The following is an 18,711-nucleotide window of genomic DNA, read 5'->3' on the forward strand; positions in this document are numbered from 1 at the left end:
TCAAATCGCACGTCACATTTGCAAGAGGAAGCTTTCCCCACTATATGCCGCGCCATGACGACGAACCCGCCAAACCTCCGCCCCGACCTGGCTCCGGCCGCCCGGATCACCGAGACACCCCGTTCAAACCAGCCGACGATCGGCATGGTGTCGCTGGGCTGTCCAAAAGCTTTGGTCGACAGCGAACGCATTCTGACCCGGCTTCGTGCTGAAGGATACGGCATTTCGCCCGATTATGCCGGGGCCGATGCCGTCATTGTGAACACCTGCGGGTTCCTCGACAGCGCCAAGGCGGAATCGCTGGACGCAATCGGAGAGGCGCTGGTTGAAAACGGCAAGGTCATCGTCACCGGCTGTCTGGGGGCCGAACCGGATTACATCCGCGAGCACCACCCCCGCATCATGGCGGTCACCGGACCGCATCAGTACGAGCAGGTTCTGGATGCGGTTCACGCCGCCGTTCCCCCTGACCCTGACCCGTTCGTTGATCTGCTGCCCGCCAGCAGCGTTCGATTGACCCCCCGCCACTACAGTTATCTGAAGATCTCAGAGGGCTGTAACCACAAATGCAAGTTCTGCATCATCCCCGATATGCGAGGAAAACTGGCCAGCCGTCCGGCCCATGCGGTTCTGCGCGAGGCGGAAAAGCTGGTCGAAAACGGCGTGCGCGAACTGTTGGTGATCTCGCAGGATACTTCGGCCTATGGGCTGGACCGGAAATACGATGTGAACCCGTGGAAAGACCGCGAGGTGCGCAGCCACATCACCGATCTGGCCCGTGAACTAGGTCAGATGGATGCCTGGGTGCGGCTGCACTATGTCTATCCCTATCCACATGTGCGTGAGTTGATCCCCCTGATGGCGGATGCCGGGTCCAACATATTGCCGTATCTGGATATCCCGTTCCAGCACGCTCACCCGAATGTTCTGAAACGGATGGCCCGCCCCGCCGCAGCGGCCAAAACTCTGGACGAAATCCAAGCCTGGCGCGCAATCTGCCCCGATATCACCCTGCGTTCGACCTTTATCGTTGGCTATCCGGGTGAGTCCGAGGCCGAATTCCAAACCCTGCTGGACTGGATGGACGAGGCGCAACTGGATCGTGTCGGCTGTTTTCAATACGAAAACGTGGACGGTGCGCGCTCAAACGACCTTCCCGATCACGTCCCGGCCGAAGTCAAGCAAGAGCGGTGGGATCGCTTCATGGAAAAGGCTCAGGCCATTTCAGAAGCCAAGTTGCAGGCTAAAGTCGGACAAACGCTTCAAGTAATCGTCGACGAAGTGGATGACGAAGCCGCCACCTGCCGCACCAAATCGGACGCTCCCGAGATCGACGGCAACCTGTTCATTGACGAGGGCTTCGAAGGCCTCAAACCCGGCGATATCGTCACCGTCGAAGTGGACGAGGCAGGGGAATACGATCTGTGGGGGAAACCCGTTTAACGCCAGTAGCCTGCCCCATAGTGTTTTCGGGTCAATAGTTACGAAGTACAGCTCAGGTAGAAAAACCGCCATGAATGGCGGCGAAAATTCCTGAAAAAAGGTGCAGGCGGTCCGTAGTCAAACCGCCTGCGAAAAGCTTACTGAGAAACCGGGTTGCAGACGGTTTGACCTGCTTCGGTTGTTGCCAGTTCATAGCCTGCCGAGCAGCTGGCCGAGCCATACTTGTCATAGTCGGGTTGTACGTAAACAGGGGTCGGTTCTTCCTGCTGCGCACAAGCGGTCAGGACCAGGGCAAATGCGCCAACGGCTGCAAGTTTCAGTTTCATGTCCGTCAATCCTCTATTACTTTTCTGATATTGCCCAGCTTTTCGGGCCGCTTCCAGAGTACGGGCTGAACGGCAATCTGGCAACTAAAACGGTCACTTCCTTGTGAGGAAGAGCGATTCCATGCCAGTTCGAAGCCCAAACGATGATCCTTGCGGCATTACAGCTACCTTTTTGTCTGCATCGTCCTAAACTGTGTGACGTTTCAGCCAAATACGGAGAAGCCACATGTCAGACACACCCGTTATTGCCCAGAAAACCCCTTTTCCAGTCGAAGTTGCCGAAGGAAAAACCTATTTCTGGTGCGCGTGTGGAAAGTCGAACCGGCAACCCTTTTGCGATGGCTCACATAAAGACAGCGGGTTCGAACCGGTGAAATATACGACCGAGACCAGCAAAAAGGTTTTCTTTTGCGGGTGCAAACACAGTGCGAACGCGCCGATGTGCGATGGAACCCATAAAGACCTTTGATCAGCCCTTCAATCTGTTCAGTGTCTCTGAATTTGCACAGAAATCCGGGGCCGTTTCCGCTGGATTCTGCCGCTGAGCCAGCCAGTTGGCGCATTGCGCATCACAGCCCGAGGCGCGACAGCGCGTGACCAGCTCAGCGTATCCTTCGGGCGACAACCGCCCTTCGGCCATGGCTTCGCTCAGTGAAATTCCCATGCTGCGGGAAACAGAGCGCGTCAACCAAAAGTGCTTTTCGACCTCACCCAGAATATCCCGAGGCATCACGCGTCCTCCGCTTGCAAAGCTTTGATGGCCTTGAATCGACCGCGGTTCGGGCATGTGCACGGGGCATGATCAATCTGTTCGCGCCGTTCCAGCGACTCCGGACAGGTTCTGGCCCAGGTACAGCCGCGACACTGTTGCACGATCTCGGCCCAATCCTCATGTTTCAGTTGACCATCCCGATAGGCTGCGGCCAAGTCGGCTCCTGTGACCTGACCCATCCGCAGTACCAGACGAAGGTGGGCCATGATTTCACCGAGTCGTGGCATGGCGAACCTGACAGTTAAGGCATCAATTTGTGCAGTAACTCCTGGTTACGGCAGTATTCCGGTGTCCGCCCAGCGGTCGCCATTTTGTTGAGCAGATCCTGACAATGATCCGGGTTTGGACAATCGGTACATCGCAGAACTGCCTCGGAAATCTGGTCGAAAGACACCTTGCCACCAATGGCTGCTTCCTCAAGATCGATGTCCAGCATTCTGGCCATGTCGTCCACCAATCCGGCATGAAGCCTCAAGGACTCTCGGGTGGGCATGCTGTATCCTTTCCCTTTCGCGCTTTACGAAATCGTAGCGCATCCGGGGCGTCATACTTTGACACAGGTCAAAATTGGGCGCCGATGTGATCCAGATAGGCCCGGGTTGCATCCTGAACGCGGCGAAAGCGGTCCCCGCCCAGCTTTTTGCCTCCGTACCAGCGGGTGACGATGATCACGTGATTGTCCAGCCCTGCACGCTCGATCATCCGCAGGATTACCATACCGGCCCCGCTTTCCCCATCATCGGCCTTCAGTGCACCGGTCGGCAAAGAGGCGGCCCAGGTGTTATGTGTGGCCTTGGCATAGGATTTATCGGACTTCAGTTGATCCAGAACCGCGTCAACTTCCGCGCGCGACGCCACAGGCGCGCCAGATACCGCATATTTCGACCCGCGATCCGTCAAAATTACGCCAAGGCGCACAAGATCGGTCATTGCGTCAGCCCCAGTTGCGTGGCGGTTTCAAGCACGATGTGCACGCGCTGCGCGTTTGGTGGGTGGGTGCCCAGAAACCTGTCGCCAGGATCCGGAATCCGGTCAAAGAACTTCGCCCCAACCAGCGGGTTGTAGCCCGCATTATGTGTAATGATCGTTCCCATCTGGTCAGCTTCAAGTTCAAAAGCCTTCACATAAGCCTGAACACCAACCTGCGCGCCCACTTTCTGAGCCTCTTCTATGTCGGCGGCGTCACCCCCGCGCAGCTTTTCCGCCTTTCCAAACTCAGTGGCGCTTGCGCTGGCATTTTCGCTTTGCCGTGCGATGTGCCCCAGAACGTGATGGGCCGCCTCATGTCCCATGACAAAAGCCAGTTCGTCTGCGTTTTGCGTAGAACGGATCATCGCAACGGTAAAAATGATGGTAGGTTGCCGCTGGTCGTCCAATGTCTGAAAGGCATTGGCGGATGCGCGCGGATTCAGGTCAACGAGAATCTGGAAATCGCATTTCTGAGGCCTTGGTTGCTTCAAACACTGGCTGCGGGCCTCAGCCACGATGTTCTGGCTGACTTCGCGAAAGGTCTGGGCAACATCCTCAGAACCCGGCCCTTCACCCAGCCAGTCCGCGGCAGGCTGCAAGCGCAATGCACCTTCCGCACAGGCCGCAAGCAGCAGGGGAAACACCAAAACAAAGCGTCTGCGCATGTTACATCCTTCGGCTCGGTCTGACTGCGATTTCAACATAGTACCTGCCGCTCAGAGTGACTACACAATGCTTTGAAACGAACGTCTTGCATTGCGCGTCGACGGCTTGCACTCTGTCCTTATGTTTTCGATTGAGCATGAATTCGACTCGACGGTCATAACGCTTGTGGACGAAGGTGAAAAACCCTTGCAGGAAGATGTTGTGATCAACAATTTCGCCGAATGCGTCACGCTGGAACAGTTTGATCCGCGAACCGACCAGGTGCAAAAGATCACCTTGTCGCCCGAACAGGTCCGCGATCTGGCCGCAGCGCTGGACCTGCCCGAGGGTGTTTACCAGATCCGTGAAACGGAACCTTAGGACACATAGACAAACACCTTGTTGCGCGCGGTTTGCCCCTGCTTGAGTGTCAGTGTCGAAGGGGCAACGCGAAGGCACCTCGCAAGGATCGCCTGAACCGCATGGTTGGCTTTGCCACTGTCAGGCGGAGCCGTGACAAATACCATGATCTGCCCGCCTTCCACGATCACCCGGTCGCGCGCGGCCTTAGGTGTTACTTTCAAGTGAAACACTGCCCCGGCGTGCGCCTGCGCGCTGAGATCCGGCAGATCTCGCAGTTTGGGTTTCGCCATTGTCGCCCCTTCCCTCAATAGTCTTGCATGATGGGCGGTGGGATGAAATTGATCCACGCGATCCGTCGCCGCGCCCTTGAAACCCTCGGCATGCCGACCAAGATACAGAGACGTGATGTAAAGGAAGTTAACATATGTCCATGAAAAACCCCGCTGCTCTGGAGTTTTTGCAGTCGCGCCGGTCCCGACCCGCCAAGACACTGGTGACCCCGGCCCCGACACGGGACGAGTTGCGCCCCTTGCTGATCGCAGCTGCACGCAGCCCCGATCACGGAAAACTGGAACCCTGGCGATTTATCGTTCTGGAACAGGGGGCCATGGCAAGACTGGCAACCCTGACCGAGACCTGCGGGCAAAGGCTGAAGAAAAGCCCGGAAGATATTGCAAAAGCGCGCAGCCAATTCGACATGGGGCATCTGGCCGTAGCCGTAATCGAAGTACAAAAACCGTCTGAGAAAATACCCGCAATCGAACAAACCTATTCTGCGGGCGCGGTCTGTCTGGCCCTGCTGAATGCCGCGCTGGCCGCGGGCTGGGGTGCAAACTGGCTGACAGGTTGGCAAACCCACGACCACGACTTCTGTGTCGACGCCTTTGGCCTTGCCAAGAACGAGCGTGTCGCCGGGCTGATACATATCGCCACCGAAGGAACAGCCCCACCCGAACGCCCGCGGCCCGATGTGGCAGCCATAACGGAATGGATCACAGAATGATCATCCTGAACGCCTTTTTCAGCGCACTAAGCCAGATCGGAGATCCCAAGTTCCGTGCCGTTCTGCTGCGCGGTGTAGGTTTGACCATCCTGTTGCTGGGTCTTGCATGTGCCGGTGCGATCAAGTTGATCAACTGGTTGTCGGGCAGTGAAATCTCGCTGCCATTTGTCGGAGCTGTCCCGTGGTTGAACGACGTTCTGAACTATTCAGGTATCGTTCTCGTCCTGGTCCTGCCTGTTTTCCTGATGGTACCGGTGGCGTCAGCCATCACATCGATCTTTCTGGACGAAGTGGCGCAGGCGGTCGAGGACAAGCATTTTCCAGCCTTGCCACCTGCACGACGCATCCCGGTGTCGGAGGCCCTGTTTGACGGCCTCAGCTTTCTTGGCGTGCTGATTGTCGCAAACCTGCTGGCGCTGATCCTCTATGCGATCTTCACCCCGTTTGCGCCCTTCATCTTCTGGGCCATGAACGGGTTCCTGTTGGGGCGGGAATACTTCACGCTGGCCGCCATACGCCGGATCGGGCGGGATAGCGCGCGCCAATTGCGGGCCCGACATTCGACCACGATCTGGGTCGCCGGAACCCTGATGGCCATTCCGCTGTCTATACCGCTGTTGAATCTGGTGATCCCGATCCTTGGCGCGGCGACATTCACCCATATTTATCATGCTGTGTCAGGCCAAAAGGTCTGACACAGATTACCGCGGCTCCAGTTGGTTCAACCAGTCGAGGTCCCGCACTGAAATCACACCGGAAATGATGATCCCGGCAATGATCGCCCACAAAACCACAGCAATGGCGGTGGTGATCCACATCTTGGCTTTCAGGTGATGGACTTCCGGCGCACCCGCATGGGTGCCCGGAACGATATCGTTCAGGTCACCCTGAGTTTTGATGCGAATGGGCAGCACCACAAGCAACGTCATGAACCAGATGACGGCGAACAGCACCAATGCAGCAGTAATGGTCACTTCAGGCCCCCCGGGTTTTGCGGATCATACCTGTTCCAGCTCGACAAGGCAGCCGTTGAAGTCCTTGGGATGCAGGAACAACACTGGTTTGCCATGTGCGCCGATCTTGGGCTCACCCGACCCCAGAACACGGGCGCCGGTCGCTTTTAAATGATCACGAGCGGCGACGATGTCTTCGACCTCATAGCATACGTGGTGAATGCCGCCTGCCGGATTCTTTTCCAGAAACCCGTTGATCGGGCTTTCGTCGCCCAGCGGGTACAAAAGTTCGATCTTGGTGTTGGGCAGTTCGATGAACACAACCGTGACGCCATGATCCGGCTCGTCCTGCGGCGCGCCGACCTTGGCGCCCAGCGCATTGCGGTACTGCTCGGATGCCGCCTCAAGGTCGGGTACGGCGATGGCAACGTGGTTCAGACGTCCAATCATGTCACACTCCTGATGTCCTGCTTTGCGTGGGTTATGGGGGTTGCTCTGCAAAAGGACAAGTGCGCCAAATCGCGCGTTAACGTCGTGTTAGCCACAAGTTCCTAGCGTGAAGCATCTGCTGGATAGGAGAGCTGCCATGGACGATTCGGGCCTCATTGCCACCACCGCCGCCACGCCCACCGCAACGCGGCCCTTGCTGGGACAGACAATTCTGGTTGTTGAAGACAGCCGATATGCCTGCGACGCGATCCGCCTGATGTGCCTGCACAGCGGCGCACGTATCCGACGCGCTGACTGCCTGAAATCGGCACGGCGACACCTGCAAATCTATCGCCCTTCGGTCATTCTGGTTGATATGGGCCTGCCCGACGGGTCCGGAGCCGACCTGATCGCCGAACTGGCCGAAGCTTCACCACGGATCAGCGTGATCATGGGCCTGTCGGGCGACGACGCCACCGAAAGTCTGGCGCACGCAGCCGGGGTGGACGGATTTCTTTCCAAGCCAATAAAATCATTGTCTTATTTTCAGAAGTCCATTCTGGAGCGCCTGCCCGAGGATCGACGCCCAAGCGGGCTCCACTCAGTTCGAGATGAAGTCATCCGCCCCGACCCGATGGCCTATCAGGACGATATGGCGCATATCGCCGATGTCCTTACCGGGCCCAACGATCATCGCACGTGGGATTACGCTGCCCAGTTCCTGCAAGGGGTCGCACGGGAAGCCGATGACAGGCCCTTGGCAGAAGCCGCCCGAAAGCTGGCGCTGTCACGGGCGAACGGCGCACCGATCACCGCGCAGGCAGCGCAGGTCGCCGGCATGGTGCAGAACCGCCTGGAACAAAGAAAGGCGATTTGACGTGATTGCAGCCTACTTCATCACTGCAACGCTTCTGTGCATCTGGGCCTATCGCCAAACACGGCATGCTGCACGTTCAATTCGTGTCAACCGAGGTGATTTGAACAACCCGCTGGACTGACCCACGAATACTCGCTGGCATCAAAATGAAACCGCCCGCTAAATGCGGGCGGCTCTCGTTCAGTCCTGCGGAATGAGGCGCAAACCCAGTTCCATCAGCTGATCTGACGTCGGGTCCGACGGCGCATGCATCATCAGGTCTTCGGCCCGCTGGTTCATCGGGAACATCATGACCTCGCGGATATTGGCCTCATCCGCCAACAGCATCACGATCCGGTCGATCCCTGCAGCGCAGCCACCGTGCGGCGGCGCACCGTAGTGGAAGGCGTTGAACAGGGCACCAAATCGGGATTTCACTTCATCCTCGCCATAGCCCGCCAGTTCAAAAGCTTTCAGCATGATTTCCGGCTTGTGGTTCCGGATCGCACCCGACACCAGTTCGTATCCGTTGCACGCCAGATCGTATTGATAGCCGCGCACATCCAGCGGATTGCCCTGCAGCGCTTCCATGCCGCCTTGCGGCATCGAAAACGGGTTGTGCTCAAAGTCGATAGCGCCGGTTTCTTCGTCTTGCTCGTAGATCGGGAAATCAACGATCCAGGCAAAGGCAAAGCGGTCTTTCTCGGTCAGGCCAAGCTCATCCCCGATCACGTCGCGCGCCTTGCCAGCAACCTTTTCAAAGGCTTTCGGCTTACCACCCAGGAAAAATGCAGCATCGCCGACCCCCAGACCCAATTGCTGGCGGATCGCCTCGGTTCGTTCCGGGCCGATGTTCTTGGCCAGCGGACCTGCGGCCTCCATCCCTTCGCCCTGATCACGCCAGAAGATGTAGCCCATCCCCGGCAGACCCTCTTTCTGGGCAAAGGCATTCATACGGTCACAGAACTTGCGGCTGCCACCGGTTGGCGCGGGGATAGCGCGAATTTCGGTACCTTCCTGTTCGAGCAGTTTTGCGAAAATCGCAAAACCAGACCCGCGGAAGTGGTCAGAGACGACCTGCATTTTGATGGGATTCCGCAGGTCGGGCTTGTCCGTGCCGTACCACAGCGCCGAATCCTTGTAGGAAATTTGCGGCCAGTCCTGATCAACCTTGCGGCCACCGCCGAACTCTTCGAAGACGCCGGCCAGAACGGGCTGGATCGTGTCGAAAACATCCTGCTGCTCGACAAAGGACATCTCGAGGTCGAGCTGGTAGAAATCGGTGGGTGAGCGGTCGGCGCGCGGGTCTTCGTCGCGAAAGCAAGGCGCAATCTGGAAATACTTGTCGAAACCCGACACCATGATCAGCTGCTTGAACTGCTGCGGGGCCTGCGGCAAGGCGTAGAACTTGCCCGGATGCAGGCGCGACGGCACCAGAAAGTCACGCGCGCCTTCGGGCGAGGATGCGGTGATGATCGGCGTCTGATACTCACGGAACCCCTGATCCCACATACGCTTGCGCATGGAGGCCACAACGTCCGAGCGCAGGGTCATGTTCTGCTGCATCGCCTCGCGCCGCAGGTCGAGGTAACGATAACGCAGGCGCGTTTCCTCGGGATATTCCTGATCGCCGAACACCATCAGCGGCAGTTCCTCCGCAGCCCCCAGAACTTCCAGCTCGCGCACGTAAACCTCGATCTCGCCGGTGGGCAGTTTCGGGTTCACCAGTTCGGCGGCACGCGCCTTGACGGTTCCGTCGATGCGGATGCACCATTCGGAACGCACCTTTTCCAGCGCAGCAAAAGCGGCGCTGTCGCCATCGCACAAAACCTGTGTCACACCAAAATGATCGCGCAGGTCGATGAACAGGACGCCCCCGTGATCTCGGACCCGATGCACCCAACCGGACAGGCGAACGGTTTCACCGACATTGGCGGCGGTCAGTGCGGCGCAGGTGTGGCTGCGATAGGCGTGCATGGATCATATCCCTTCGGGCGCAGAATTCGTCGCGCCGATACACCCTGTCAGGCCCGGAAAGTCAAGGCGGGTCGCCCTGTCAAAACGGCCTTTGCACGTTGCCTGAGTAGAAATAGACACCCAGCCCGACCGCAAAGATGATATTACCCACAATCACGTGCAACAGCACCGCATAGAAGAACGAGCCGCGCTGCCTGTAGGCCCATGTAAACAGCAGCCCGCCCGCAAATGTCATGAGGGCGACAATCCAGCTCCAATACATCAGATGCGCGAACGAGAAGATGGCAGCATTTAGCACATAAGCCGCGCGCCCCTCTGGCAAGATCGCGTGATAACGATGGAAGAACAGTGGGCGAAACAGCACAACTTCGCGAAACGACCAGTTGGCCCAATCATAGCGCAGCTCGGCCCATTGAAAGCCCGGTGTCCAATGCAGCAGCAATATCCCCATCCCGGTCAGGGCAAACAGTGCCGGAAACATGCTGTTCGTAGGAAACAAAAGCGCGATGACCAGCGGCGAGACAATATTAAACAGGCCGAACTCAACCCTTAACCGCGGCAATGCAACCGGAGACCCGACCATCGCACCGTCTTTGATCACGTGTCTATCAGCTCCACCCGGATCAGCCCGCGTAGTGAATTGCCCATGTAGGCAGTTTGTGCATTTTTCAGGTCGCTTAGGGTCAGCACGGCTTCGGACACCGTTTCTTTATCCAGCAACTCTTCGCGCAATATGCCGGGCAACAGACCGCTGGACAGCGCAGGCGTCAGAATACGGCCATCCCGCTTTTCGACGAAAAGGTTGCTGATGGTGCCCTCACACAGCTCATCAAGCTCATTCAGGAATAACACTTCGTCTATGCCATCCGTCAGCGCGGCGCGGGCATCGTCATATAGGGCGCGGCGGCTTGTCTTGTGACGCAGCCAAAGATCATTGGAAGCCAGCCGCTGATCAGACAGGGCTATGCGCCAGACCGGAGGGTTGCTGGCCAGAACCCCGGTCGTCAATTCGAACGCACCCGATGCATCCAACGTCAAACGGCACCGCAAGGGTGTGTCGCCCAACGCGCCATCCAGCGCGGCGGTCGCTGCATCCGGGTTAAAGGTAAGGCCAAAGGCCGCAGCGGTTCGGGCCATGCGCGCAAGGTGACGGTCTTTTCGGACAAAGCCCTGATCTGGCCGAAACGCCAGCGTTTCGATCAGGTGGAAATCAGGCTCAGCTGGCGGGCGAAGCGGGCTTTCCATAGCGCCTCCTCATATTCTGCCGGGGCGGTGCTGTCCCAGACAAGACCCCCGCCCACGTTCAGGGTGGCCTGATCGCCTTCCAGCATCAGCGTACGAATGGCCACGTTGAACTCGGACCGGCCATCAGGCGCGGCCCAGCCGATGGTGCCACAATAGATGTCGCGCGGCCAGGGTTCCAGCCCGGCCAGAATTTCCATGGCGCGAATTTTGGGGGCGCCCGTGATCGAGCCGCAGGGAAACAACGCCATCAATATATCGCTGAGCCCTGCGCATTTGAGCAACTGGGCACGGACAAGTGAAACCATCTGATGCACGGTCGCATAGGTTTCGACCTTAAACAGTTCAGGTACATGAACGGAACCGGGCAGCGCGACACGGCTGATATCGTTGCGCAGCAGATCGACGATCATCAGGTTTTCCGCCCGGTTCTTTTCGTCCGTGATCAGAAACGACCGGCGCCGCATATCCTCATCCGGGTCTTCGCTGCGCGGCTGGGTACCCTTCATCGGTCGTGTTTCGATCTTTCCATCCGTGTCCGTGCGGAAGAACAACTCCGGCGAGCGGCTGAGCAAATCGGGCAACCCGACCTGCTGCACCAGCGCGCCATGCCCAACGGGCTGCCCCGCTGCCAGTGCCGCATAAAGGGCTTCACTGCTGCCCGAGACGGTCAGATCAATCGGAAAGGTCAAGTTCGCCTGATAGATATCACCAGCACCGATGGCATCATGCACCACTTGAAAGGCTTCGCCATAACGCGCCTCATCCCAGCGCGGCTGAAACACGCGCACCTCGCCCGCAGGCGTCGGTAAAGCAACCCGATCCGGTGCGCCGTAAACCCCAAAGCACAGCAGGGGCAACCGACGCGCATCCGGCAAAAGATCGATCAGCCTTGGTTCAAGCACATATCCCAGTTCATAACTGGCATAGCCAGCCAGCCAGGCCCCGTCCGCGCGCGCCTCATCCAGCGCCGCCAGAGCCTGGGGCACGTCCTCCGCAGTATCTGCGCGGATAATCCGAGACGGGCGCTGAAACCGGGTTCCACGACCGGCTGATCCCTGATCAAAACGAATACGCACCTGCATCCTCTTTTGCCGTGAAGGGCGATATAGAGAATACTCTGGCAGGGGAAAGGGGGGAAAGCGGCAATTTCGCTTCTGTTTCCGATACCCCTTGAACCTTTCTGCGTGGTCCCTATAACCCACGACAATTTGGGCGCTTGGGCGGTGCCCGCGACTCGTGCAAAATCGAAGGGGCCAGGCCATGCCGAAGAGAACCGACATCAAGTCGATCATGATCATCGGGGCGGGTCCCATTGTTATCGGTCAGGCTTGCGAGTTCGACTATTCCGGAGCGCAGGCCTGCAAAGCCCTGCGCGAAGAAGGTTACCGGGTTATTCTGGTCAACTCGAACCCGGCGACAATCATGACTGACCCCGGACTTGCCGATGCCACCTATATCGAGCCGATCACGCCCGAGGTCGTCGCCAAGATCATCGAAAAGGAACGCCCTGATGCCCTGCTGCCCACAATGGGCGGGCAAACCGGTCTGAACACCTCGCTCGCGTTGGAAGAGATGGGGGTGTTGGACAAGTTCGGTGTCGAGATGATCGGTGCCAAACGCGACGCCATCGAGATGGCCGAGGACCGCAAATTGTTCCGCGAGGCGATGGATCGGCTGGGGCTGGAAAACCCTAAAGCCACCATCGTGACCGCCCCCAAGAAGGCCGACGGCTCTGCCGATCTGGACGCAGGTGTCCAGATCGCTCTGGACGAGCTGGAGGAAATCGGCCTGCCTGCCATCATCCGCCCGGCCTTTACCTTGGGCGGCACAGGCGGCGGCGTGGCCTATAACCGCGAGGATTATATCCATTTCTGCCGCTCGGGCATGGATGCCTCGCCTGTCAACCAGATCCTCGTCGATGAAAGCCTGCTGGGCTGGAAAGAATACGAGATGGAAGTGGTGCGCGACACCGCCGACAACGCCATTATCGTCTGCTCCATCGAAAACGTCGACCCAATGGGCGTGCACACGGGTGACTCGATCACCGTGGCCCCTGCTCTGACGTTGACCGACAAGGAATACCAGATCATGCGCAACGGCTCGATCGCCGTGCTGCGCGAGATCGGGGTGGAAACCGGTGGCTCGAACGTGCAATGGGCGATCAACCCCGATGATGGCCGCATGGTTGTGATCGAAATGAACCCGCGCGTGTCGCGCTCTTCGGCGCTGGCCTCCAAGGCGACGGGTTTCCCGATTGCCAAGATCGCTGCGAAACTGGCCGTGGGTTACACGCTGGACGAGCTGGACAATGACATCACCAAGGTCACGCCTGCGTCGTTCGAACCTACCATCGACTATGTCGTCACCAAGATCCCGAAATTCGCGTTTGAGAAGTTCCCCGGCTCTGAGCCTTATCTGACCACTGCAATGAAGTCGGTGGGTGAGGCGATGTCCATCGGCCGCACCATCCACGAATCCATGCAAAAGGCGCTGGCCTCGATGGAGTCCGGCCTGACCGGGTTTGATGAGATCGAAATTCCGGGGCTGAGCATCGGCCTGTGGGATGAGGTCGAAAGCAGCGACGACAAGGCACATGTCATCAAAGCGATCAGCAAGCAGACCCCCGACCGCCTGCGCACTATCGCACAAGCCATGCGTCATGGCCTGACCGACGACGAAATCTTCGGCGTTACCAAGTTTGACCCCTGGTTCCTGGCCCGCATCCGCGAGATCACCGAAGCAGAGCGCACCGTGCGCAAGGACGGTTTGCCAGTGACCGAAGAAGGCATCCGAAAGCTCAAGATGCTGGGCTTTACCGATGCGCGTCTGGGCAATCTGTCTGGCCGCAGCGAAGATAACGTACGCCGCGCCCGCCACAATTTGGGCGTTACCGCGGTTTTCAAACGCATCGATACCTGCGCCGCCGAGTTCGAAGCGCAAACGCCCTATATGTACTCGACTTACGAAGCGCCGATGATGGGCGATGTCGAATGCGAGGCACGCCCAAGCGACCGCAAGAAGGTCGTTATTCTTGGTGGTGGTCCGAACCGGATCGGTCAGGGGATCGAGTTCGATTATTGCTGCTGCCACGCCTGCTATGCGCTGACCGAGGCCGGGTACGAGACCATCATGGTCAATTGCAACCCCGAGACGGTTTCGACCGACTATGACACATCGGACCGTCTGTATTTCGAACCGCTGACCTTTGAACACGTCATGGAAATCCTGACGAAGGAACAGGAAAACGGCACGCTGCACGGTGTGATCGTTCAGTTCGGTGGGCAAACTCCGTTGAAGCTGGCCAACGCGCTTGAGGCCGAGGGTATTCCGATTCTGGGTACCACACCGGACGCAATTGACTTGGCCGAAGACCGCGAACGGTTCCAGGCGCTGGTCAATGAACTGGGCCTGAAACAGCCCAGAAACGGCATTGCCTCGACCGACGAAAAGGCGCTGGAGATTGCGGAAGAGATCGGTTTCCCGCTGGTCATTCGCCCCTCTTACGTTCTGGGCGGTCGTGCTATGGAAATCGTGCGCGATATGGATCAGCTGCGACGCTATATCAACGAGGCCGTTGTGGTCTCGGGCGACAGCCCCGTACTGCTGGACAGCTATCTGGCGGGCGCGGTCGAACTGGACGTAGACGCCCTGTGTGACGGCACCGACGTTCACGTCGCGGGCATCATGCAGCATATCGAAGAGGCGGGCGTCCACTCGGGCGATTCCGCCTGTTCGCTGCCGCCCTATTCACTGTCGAAAGAGATCATCGGGCAGATCAAGGATCAGGCGTTCAAGCTGGCCAAGGCACTGAACGTCGTTGGCCTGATGAATGTGCAATTCGCGATCAAAGATGATGAGATCTATCTGATCGAAGTGAACCCGCGCGCGTCGCGCACCGTACCGTTTGTTGCCAAGGCCACCGACAGTGCGATTGCATCGATTGCTGCACGCATCATGGCGGGCGAGAAGCTGGCCAACTTCCCGATGCGCCCTCCCTATCAAGAAGGCAAGGACACCAAGATCGCGGACCAGATGACGCTGGCCGATCCGGACATGCCGTGGTTCTCGGTAAAAGAAGCAGTCATGCCCTTCGCCCGTTTCCCCGGCGTCGACACCATCCTTGGCCCGGAAATGCGCTCGACCGGCGAGGTGATGGGCTGGGACCGTGACTTCCCACGTGCGTTCCTCAAGGCGCAGATGGGCGCGGGCATGGTGTTGCCGTCCTCTGGCCGTGCGTTCATTTCGATCAAGGATGCCGACAAGGGCAAAGCCATGCTGGAAGCGGCGCAAGTTCTGGTTGACCAGGGCTTTACGCTCGTGGCCACGCGCGGCACCCAAAGCTGGCTGGACGAACAGGGTGTTGCCTGTGACGTGGTGAACAAGGTGTACGAAGGCCGCCCGGATGTTGTGGACATGCTGAAAGACGGTCAGGTGCAGCTGGTGATGAACACCACCGAAGGCGCGCAGGCGGTTGAGGACAGCAAGGCCATCCGCTCGATCGCGCTGTATGATAAGATCCCATATTTCACCACCGCAGCAGGTGCCAACGCCGCTGCACTGGCGATCAAGGCGCAGGCTGAAGGCGACGTCGAGGTGAAATCGCTACAGGGGTAAAGACCCCTGACCCAAACGAAAAAGCCCCAGAGGAAACTCTGGGGCTTTTCTTTATTTCCAATGCTTTACGTAGGTATTTCCGTCGTTCTCTTTCGTTCGTCACGGGCGAAGAACAGCAGATAGAACACCGGTGCTGCAACCATTGTCAGCACAGTGGCAAATGCCAGACCGCCCATGATCGTCACTGCCATCGAGACGAAGAACGCATCCGTCAGCAGCGGCGCCATGCCCAGAATGGTCGTGACAGCCGCCAGCATGACGGGCCGCAAACGGGACACGGATGCTTCGATGATTGACTCGCGCAGGGGCTTGCCGGTGGCGCGGACCAGATCGATTTCCTCAACCAGAACAATGCCGTTCTTGATCAGCATACCCGACAGGCTGAGCAGGCCCAGAAGTGCCGTAAAGGTGAAGGGCAGCCCTGTTCCCAGCAGGCCGATCACCACGCCGTTCACGGACATCGGCACCAGCAGCCAGATGATGATCGGCTGGCGGATCGCGTTGAACAACAGGACCGAGATCAACACCATGATCAGCAGGCTCAGCGGCAATTGTCTGCCCAGGCTTGCCTGTGCTTTGCGCGAGTTTTCGAACTCTCCACCCCATTCCATCTTGTAGCCGGGTGGCAGATCGATGGCCTCGATGGCGTCGCGCACTTCGGCGTGGACCTGTGCCGCTGTCAGGTCGGGCGGGATGTCGGCGCCGACGGTGATGGTCAGAACCCGATCACGACGGTGAACCAACGTATTGAGCGATTTGTACTCGAATCCATCCACCATTTGTTCAATTGGAACAAACTTTTCCGACTGGTCCGAGTACACGACCTGATCGACAATCGAGTAATCTCCGTCCGCGGGTCGGCGCAGGATAATCGGGATCAGGCGGTCGCGCTCACGGAACACACCACCCGTGATGCCGTCGGTCGAGAATTGCAGAGTGGCGGCGATATTTTCGCGCGTGACACCTGCTGTCTGCGCCCGTTCTGTTGCATAGATCGGTTGCAGCGCCAGTTCCTGTTCGCGCCAGTCGTGATGAACCAGCAGCGCGTTCGGCGATGCTGCTGCCATGCGCTGCACCGCCTCATCGGCAAACTGGCGCAGCACGACCGGGTCGCTGCCCGAGAAGCGGGCCTGAATCGGATCGCCGCCACCGGGGCCAAAGACCAGGCGCTTAGTGCCGAACTCACCTTCGGGGAACTGGACGGACCCAAACGCCTCAAGATCCGCTTGCAGCGCCGGGATGTCGTCCAGGCTTGCTGTGCGGATGACCATGTGCCCATAGCTGGGGTTCGGCTTTTCGGCTGAATAAGTCAGCATGAAACGAGTAGCCCCCTGGCCGACGAAGGTCGTGACCGAGACGACGTCGTCGCGTGCTGCCAGCCACTCTTCGAACACCGCCATGTCTTCGGCGGTTCGTGCAATCGGTGTGCCCTGCGGCAGTTTGTAGTGCACAAAGAACAAAGGCGTGTTGGAGTTGGGGAAGAACTGCTGTTTCATCAGCCCAAACCCGGCATAACACACCACGGTTACGCCGACGAGACCAGCAACAACCAGCCAGCGGAAGCGCAGCGCAAAGCGCAGGATCGCACCATAGGTGCGGAACAGGAGGCCGCCATAAGCGTCGATCTCGCCTGCTTTGCCCTGTTTGAAGAAGTAATGCCCCAAAAGCGGTGTGACAGTGATCGCCAAAACCCAACTGAGCAACAGTGAAATGCCGATCACGGCGAACAGAGAGAACAGGAATTCTCCGGTTGCGTCAGGGCTGAGGCCAATGCCCGCAAAGGCCATGATGCCAATCACGGTCGCACCCAGCAGCGGGATCTGGGTTTTTGACGCCACATCCTCGGCCGCATCGCGCGAGGACTGGCCGCGCAGCATAGATATCTGCATCCCTTCGGCCACGACGATGGCGTTGTCCACCAGCATCCCCATGGCGATGATCAGGGCACCCAATGAGATTCGTTCCATCTCGATCGAAAAGAGCGACATGAACAGAAGCGTGCCGACCACGGTCAGCAGCAAGGTCGAGCCGACAACAATGGCCGCGCGCCAGCCCATGAAGATGCCCAGCACGGCGACTACGATGGCCACTGACATGGCAAGGTTCACGAGAAAGTCGTTCGAGGCCTGCTCGACCACCACTTGTTGCTGATAGATCGGCAGGATTTCGACACCGAAGGGAATGCTTGTGTTCAACTCCGCGAATTTGGCGTCAGCGCGTTTGCCAACCTCGACAATGTTTTCAGTGGCCAGACCCGCGATGCCCAAGGTGAAAGCCTCGGTCCCGTTGTAGCGGATGATAATGTCGGGGTCGTTCTGACGGGCGCGATAGACATCGGACATGTCAAAGAGGTTGATCACCTGCCCTTGCGAACCGACAGACAGGCCCGCAATGGCCGACACGCTGTCCGACCCTTCAGCCGTCAGGATGGTGGTGCGGTCGTTATCAGAGCGCAAGGACCCTGAGGAATTGACCGAATCCGCATTGGCAATCGCCTGGTTGATTGCTTGCAGCGGGACATTCTGGTTCACCGAAATCGCCAGATCGGGTTCGACAAAGATCGCCTCGTCCGGCAGGCCCTGAACCTCGACATCCGCAACGCCGTCAACGGTCAGCAGTTCCCGCCGCAGGAAGGTTGCCAGTTCGTGCTTTTCAGCGTCCGAGAACCCTTGGGCGGTCACCGCATAGAACAGGCCGAACACGTCGCCGAACCCGTCATTCACAAACGGTTGGCCGACGCCCGATGGCAGGCCGCGCGCGGCGTCGCGCACCTTGGCCCTGAGGCGGGTCCAGATGGCAGGCAGTTCGGTGCCGTCGTATGTCGACTTGATCTCAACCTCGATCAGGGACCGTCCGGGTTGATTGACCGAGGTGATGACGTCCACCTCGCCCATCTGCTGTATGGCGGATTCCAGCGGTTCCGATACTTCCAGCGCCACCTGTTCGGCGGTGGCGCCCGGGTATTGCGTGATGACAACCGCGTTCTTGATTGTAAAGGCCGGGTCTTCCAGACGGCCAAGCGATGTGAACCCCCAGATGCCCCCAATGAGAGCAATGAGAATGACCAGCCATGTGTAAAGCGGCCGGTCGATTGAGGCGCGGGCGATGTTCATCTG

Annotated in this window: 21 protein-coding genes; 7 read left to right on the forward strand and 14 right to left on the reverse strand. The window is 58.6% G+C overall.

Translation table 11 applies throughout. From position 1 onward, the window contains the following. Positions 1-54 precede the first annotated feature (54 nt). Positions 55-1,443 (forward strand): 30S ribosomal protein S12 methylthiotransferase RimO, encoded by a 1,389-nt coding sequence (gene rimO / locus ACR0JI_RS05075; RefSeq protein WP_480493650.1) that lies wholly within the window; start codon positions 55-57, stop codon positions 1,441-1,443. A gap of 137 nt (positions 1,444-1,580) precedes the next feature. Here the strand turns inward: rimO and ACR0JI_RS05080 are convergent, their stop codons facing one another. Beyond that, positions 1,581-1,769 (reverse strand): hypothetical protein, encoded by a 189-nt coding sequence (locus tag ACR0JI_RS05080; RefSeq protein WP_209504738.1) that lies wholly within the window; start codon positions 1,767-1,769, stop codon positions 1,581-1,583. 226 nt (positions 1,770-1,995) lie between these two features. On the opposite strand from ACR0JI_RS05080, the gene ACR0JI_RS05085 reads away from it, so the two are divergent. Beyond that, positions 1,996-2,238, forward strand: a complete 243-nt coding sequence (locus tag ACR0JI_RS05085; RefSeq protein ID WP_480493649.1) for a CDGSH iron-sulfur domain-containing protein — start codon at positions 1,996-1,998, stop codon at positions 2,236-2,238. On the opposite strand, the gene ACR0JI_RS05090 is transcribed toward ACR0JI_RS05085, so the two are convergent. The 5 genes from ACR0JI_RS05090 to ACR0JI_RS05110 all read right to left on the reverse strand — a co-directional run bounded on the left by ACR0JI_RS05090 (position 2,239) and on the right by ACR0JI_RS05110 (position 4,175). Next, a complete protein-coding gene (locus tag ACR0JI_RS05090) occupies positions 2,239-2,499 on the reverse strand; it encodes a DUF6455 family protein (protein WP_480475547.1) in 261 nt (86 codons plus the stop codon). It lies immediately after the preceding gene. Continuing rightward, on the reverse strand, positions 2,499-2,768 hold the full coding sequence (locus ACR0JI_RS05095) for a DUF6455 family protein (RefSeq protein ID WP_480493648.1): 270 nt from the start codon (positions 2,766-2,768) through the stop codon (positions 2,499-2,501). Before ACR0JI_RS05095 ends, ACR0JI_RS05090 begins: the two co-directional genes overlap by 1 nt. 14 nt (positions 2,769-2,782) lie before the next feature. Beyond that, the gene (locus ACR0JI_RS05100; protein WP_480475543.1) at positions 2,783-3,034 is read right to left on the reverse strand and encodes a DUF6455 family protein; all 252 of its coding nucleotides are present in this window, start codon (positions 3,032-3,034) and stop codon (positions 2,783-2,785) included. Positions 3,035-3,102: 68 nt separating this feature from the next. Next, entirely contained in the window at positions 3,103-3,471 is a 369-nt protein-coding gene (locus ACR0JI_RS05105) for a YigZ family protein (RefSeq protein ID WP_480475541.1), read from the reverse strand. Further along, positions 3,468-4,175, reverse strand: a complete 708-nt coding sequence (locus ACR0JI_RS05110; protein WP_480493647.1) for a M48 family metalloprotease — start codon at positions 4,173-4,175, stop codon at positions 3,468-3,470. Before ACR0JI_RS05110 ends, ACR0JI_RS05105 begins: the two co-directional genes overlap by 4 nt. 121 nt (positions 4,176-4,296) lie before the next feature. Between ACR0JI_RS05110 and ACR0JI_RS05115 the strand changes: the two genes are divergently transcribed. Then, entirely contained in the window at positions 4,297-4,536 is a 240-nt protein-coding gene (locus ACR0JI_RS05115; protein WP_480493646.1) for a hypothetical protein, read from the forward strand. On the opposite strand, the gene ACR0JI_RS05120 is transcribed toward ACR0JI_RS05115, so the two are convergent. Further along, entirely contained in the window at positions 4,533-4,808 is a 276-nt protein-coding gene (locus tag ACR0JI_RS05120) for a DUF167 domain-containing protein (RefSeq protein ID WP_480493645.1), read from the reverse strand. The genes ACR0JI_RS05115 and ACR0JI_RS05120 overlap by 4 nt on opposite strands. 134 nt (positions 4,809-4,942) lie before the next feature. On the opposite strand from ACR0JI_RS05120, the gene ACR0JI_RS05125 reads away from it, so the two are divergent. Both ACR0JI_RS05125 and ACR0JI_RS05130 read left to right on the forward strand, forming a co-directional pair. Continuing rightward, a complete protein-coding gene (locus ACR0JI_RS05125; RefSeq protein WP_480475535.1) occupies positions 4,943-5,521 on the forward strand; it encodes a nitroreductase family protein in 579 nt (192 codons plus the stop codon). Further along, positions 5,518-6,216, forward strand: a complete 699-nt coding sequence (locus ACR0JI_RS05130) for an EI24 domain-containing protein (RefSeq protein WP_480493644.1) — start codon at positions 5,518-5,520, stop codon at positions 6,214-6,216. The genes ACR0JI_RS05125 and ACR0JI_RS05130 overlap by 4 nt, the downstream gene beginning before the upstream one ends. 6 nt (positions 6,217-6,222) lie before the next feature. Here the strand turns inward: ACR0JI_RS05130 and ACR0JI_RS05135 are convergent, their stop codons facing one another. Next, a complete protein-coding gene (locus ACR0JI_RS05135; RefSeq protein WP_480475531.1) occupies positions 6,223-6,495 on the reverse strand; it encodes a DUF1467 family protein in 273 nt (90 codons plus the stop codon). Positions 6,496-6,519: 24 nt separating this feature from the next. Continuing rightward, entirely contained in the window at positions 6,520-6,924 is a 405-nt protein-coding gene (gene mce, locus ACR0JI_RS05140) for a methylmalonyl-CoA epimerase (RefSeq protein WP_480493643.1), read from the reverse strand. A gap of 136 nt (positions 6,925-7,060) precedes the next feature. Between mce and ACR0JI_RS05145 the strand changes: the two genes are divergently transcribed. Further along, a complete protein-coding gene (locus ACR0JI_RS05145) occupies positions 7,061-7,780 on the forward strand; it encodes a response regulator (RefSeq protein ID WP_480493642.1) in 720 nt (239 codons plus the stop codon). 180 nt (positions 7,781-7,960) lie between these two features. Here the strand turns inward: ACR0JI_RS05145 and aspS are convergent, their stop codons facing one another. The 4 genes from aspS to ACR0JI_RS05165 form a co-directional block, all read right to left on the reverse strand. Continuing rightward, complete coding sequence (gene aspS / locus ACR0JI_RS05150) at positions 7,961-9,736, reverse strand: aspartate--tRNA ligase (RefSeq protein WP_480493641.1); 1,776 nt, start codon at positions 9,734-9,736, stop codon at positions 7,961-7,963. Positions 9,737-9,815: 79 nt separating this feature from the next. Beyond that, a complete protein-coding gene (locus ACR0JI_RS05155) occupies positions 9,816-10,337 on the reverse strand; it encodes a CPBP family glutamic-type intramembrane protease (protein ID WP_480493640.1) in 522 nt (173 codons plus the stop codon). Further along, the gene (locus ACR0JI_RS05160) at positions 10,334-10,981 is read right to left on the reverse strand and encodes an aminotransferase class IV family protein (protein WP_480493639.1); all 648 of its coding nucleotides are present in this window, start codon (positions 10,979-10,981) and stop codon (positions 10,334-10,336) included. Before ACR0JI_RS05160 ends, ACR0JI_RS05155 begins: the two co-directional genes overlap by 4 nt. After that, complete coding sequence (locus ACR0JI_RS05165; RefSeq protein WP_480493638.1) at positions 10,936-12,063, reverse strand: aminodeoxychorismate synthase component I; 1,128 nt, start codon at positions 12,061-12,063, stop codon at positions 10,936-10,938. Before ACR0JI_RS05165 ends, ACR0JI_RS05160 begins: the two co-directional genes overlap by 46 nt. A 178-nt stretch (positions 12,064-12,241) precedes the next feature. Here ACR0JI_RS05165 and carB point away from each other — a divergent pair, with 178 nt between their 5' ends. Further along, entirely contained in the window at positions 12,242-15,595 is a 3,354-nt protein-coding gene (carB, locus tag ACR0JI_RS05170; RefSeq protein WP_480475517.1) for a carbamoyl-phosphate synthase large subunit, read from the forward strand. A gap of 65 nt (positions 15,596-15,660) precedes the next feature. On the opposite strand, the gene ACR0JI_RS05175 is transcribed toward carB, so the two are convergent. Continuing rightward, positions 15,661-18,708 carry an efflux RND transporter permease subunit gene (locus ACR0JI_RS05175; protein ID WP_480493637.1) on the reverse strand — a complete coding sequence of 1,016 codons (3,048 nt, stop codon included), beginning with the start codon at positions 18,706-18,708 and terminating at the stop codon, positions 15,661-15,663. Positions 18,709-18,711 lie beyond the last annotated feature (3 nt).

The organism is Ruegeria sp. N10, assembly GCF_056531545.1.

Bases quoted from the DNA above. Each gene is read 5' to 3' on its own strand.
- ACR0JI_RS05095 (WP_480493648.1), bottom strand. From the start codon at position 2,768: ATGCCACGACTCGGTGAAATCATGGCCCACCTTCGTCTGGTACTGCGG.
- ACR0JI_RS05175 (WP_480493637.1), bottom strand. From the start codon at position 18,708: ATGAACATCGCCCGCGCCTCAATCGACCGGCCGCTTTACACATGGCTG.
- aspS (WP_480493641.1), bottom strand. From the start codon at position 9,736: ATGCACGCCTATCGCAGCCACACCTGCGCCGCACTGACCGCCGCCAAT.
- ACR0JI_RS05165 (WP_480493638.1), bottom strand. From the start codon at position 12,063: ATGCAGGTGCGTATTCGTTTTGATCAGGGATCAGCCGGTCGTGGAACC.
- mce (WP_480493643.1), bottom strand. From the start codon at position 6,924: ATGATTGGACGTCTGAACCACGTTGCCATCGCCGTACCCGACCTTGAG.
- rimO (WP_480493650.1), top strand. From the start codon at position 55: ATGACGACGAACCCGCCAAACCTCCGCCCCGACCTGGCTCCGGCCGCC.
- ACR0JI_RS05085 (WP_480493649.1), top strand. From the start codon at position 1,996: ATGTCAGACACACCCGTTATTGCCCAGAAAACCCCTTTTCCAGTCGAA.
- ACR0JI_RS05090 (WP_480475547.1), bottom strand. From the start codon at position 2,499: ATGCCTCGGGATATTCTGGGTGAGGTCGAAAAGCACTTTTGGTTGACG.
- ACR0JI_RS05110 (WP_480493647.1), bottom strand. From the start codon at position 4,175: ATGCGCAGACGCTTTGTTTTGGTGTTTCCCCTGCTGCTTGCGGCCTGT.
- carB (WP_480475517.1), top strand. From the start codon at position 12,242: ATGCCGAAGAGAACCGACATCAAGTCGATCATGATCATCGGGGCGGGT.
- ACR0JI_RS05105 (WP_480475541.1), bottom strand. From the start codon at position 3,471: ATGACCGATCTTGTGCGCCTTGGCGTAATTTTGACGGATCGCGGGTCG.
- ACR0JI_RS05080 (WP_209504738.1), bottom strand. From the start codon at position 1,769: ATGAAACTGAAACTTGCAGCCGTTGGCGCATTTGCCCTGGTCCTGACC.
- ACR0JI_RS05100 (WP_480475543.1), bottom strand. From the start codon at position 3,034: ATGCCCACCCGAGAGTCCTTGAGGCTTCATGCCGGATTGGTGGACGAC.
- ACR0JI_RS05160 (WP_480493639.1), bottom strand. From the start codon at position 10,981: ATGGAAAGCCCGCTTCGCCCGCCAGCTGAGCCTGATTTCCACCTGATC.
- ACR0JI_RS05115 (WP_480493646.1), top strand. From the start codon at position 4,297: ATGTTTTCGATTGAGCATGAATTCGACTCGACGGTCATAACGCTTGTG.
- ACR0JI_RS05125 (WP_480475535.1), top strand. From the start codon at position 4,943: ATGTCCATGAAAAACCCCGCTGCTCTGGAGTTTTTGCAGTCGCGCCGG.
- ACR0JI_RS05120 (WP_480493645.1), bottom strand. From the start codon at position 4,808: ATGGCGAAACCCAAACTGCGAGATCTGCCGGATCTCAGCGCGCAGGCG.
- ACR0JI_RS05145 (WP_480493642.1), top strand. From the start codon at position 7,061: ATGGACGATTCGGGCCTCATTGCCACCACCGCCGCCACGCCCACCGCA.
- ACR0JI_RS05130 (WP_480493644.1), top strand. From the start codon at position 5,518: ATGATCATCCTGAACGCCTTTTTCAGCGCACTAAGCCAGATCGGAGAT.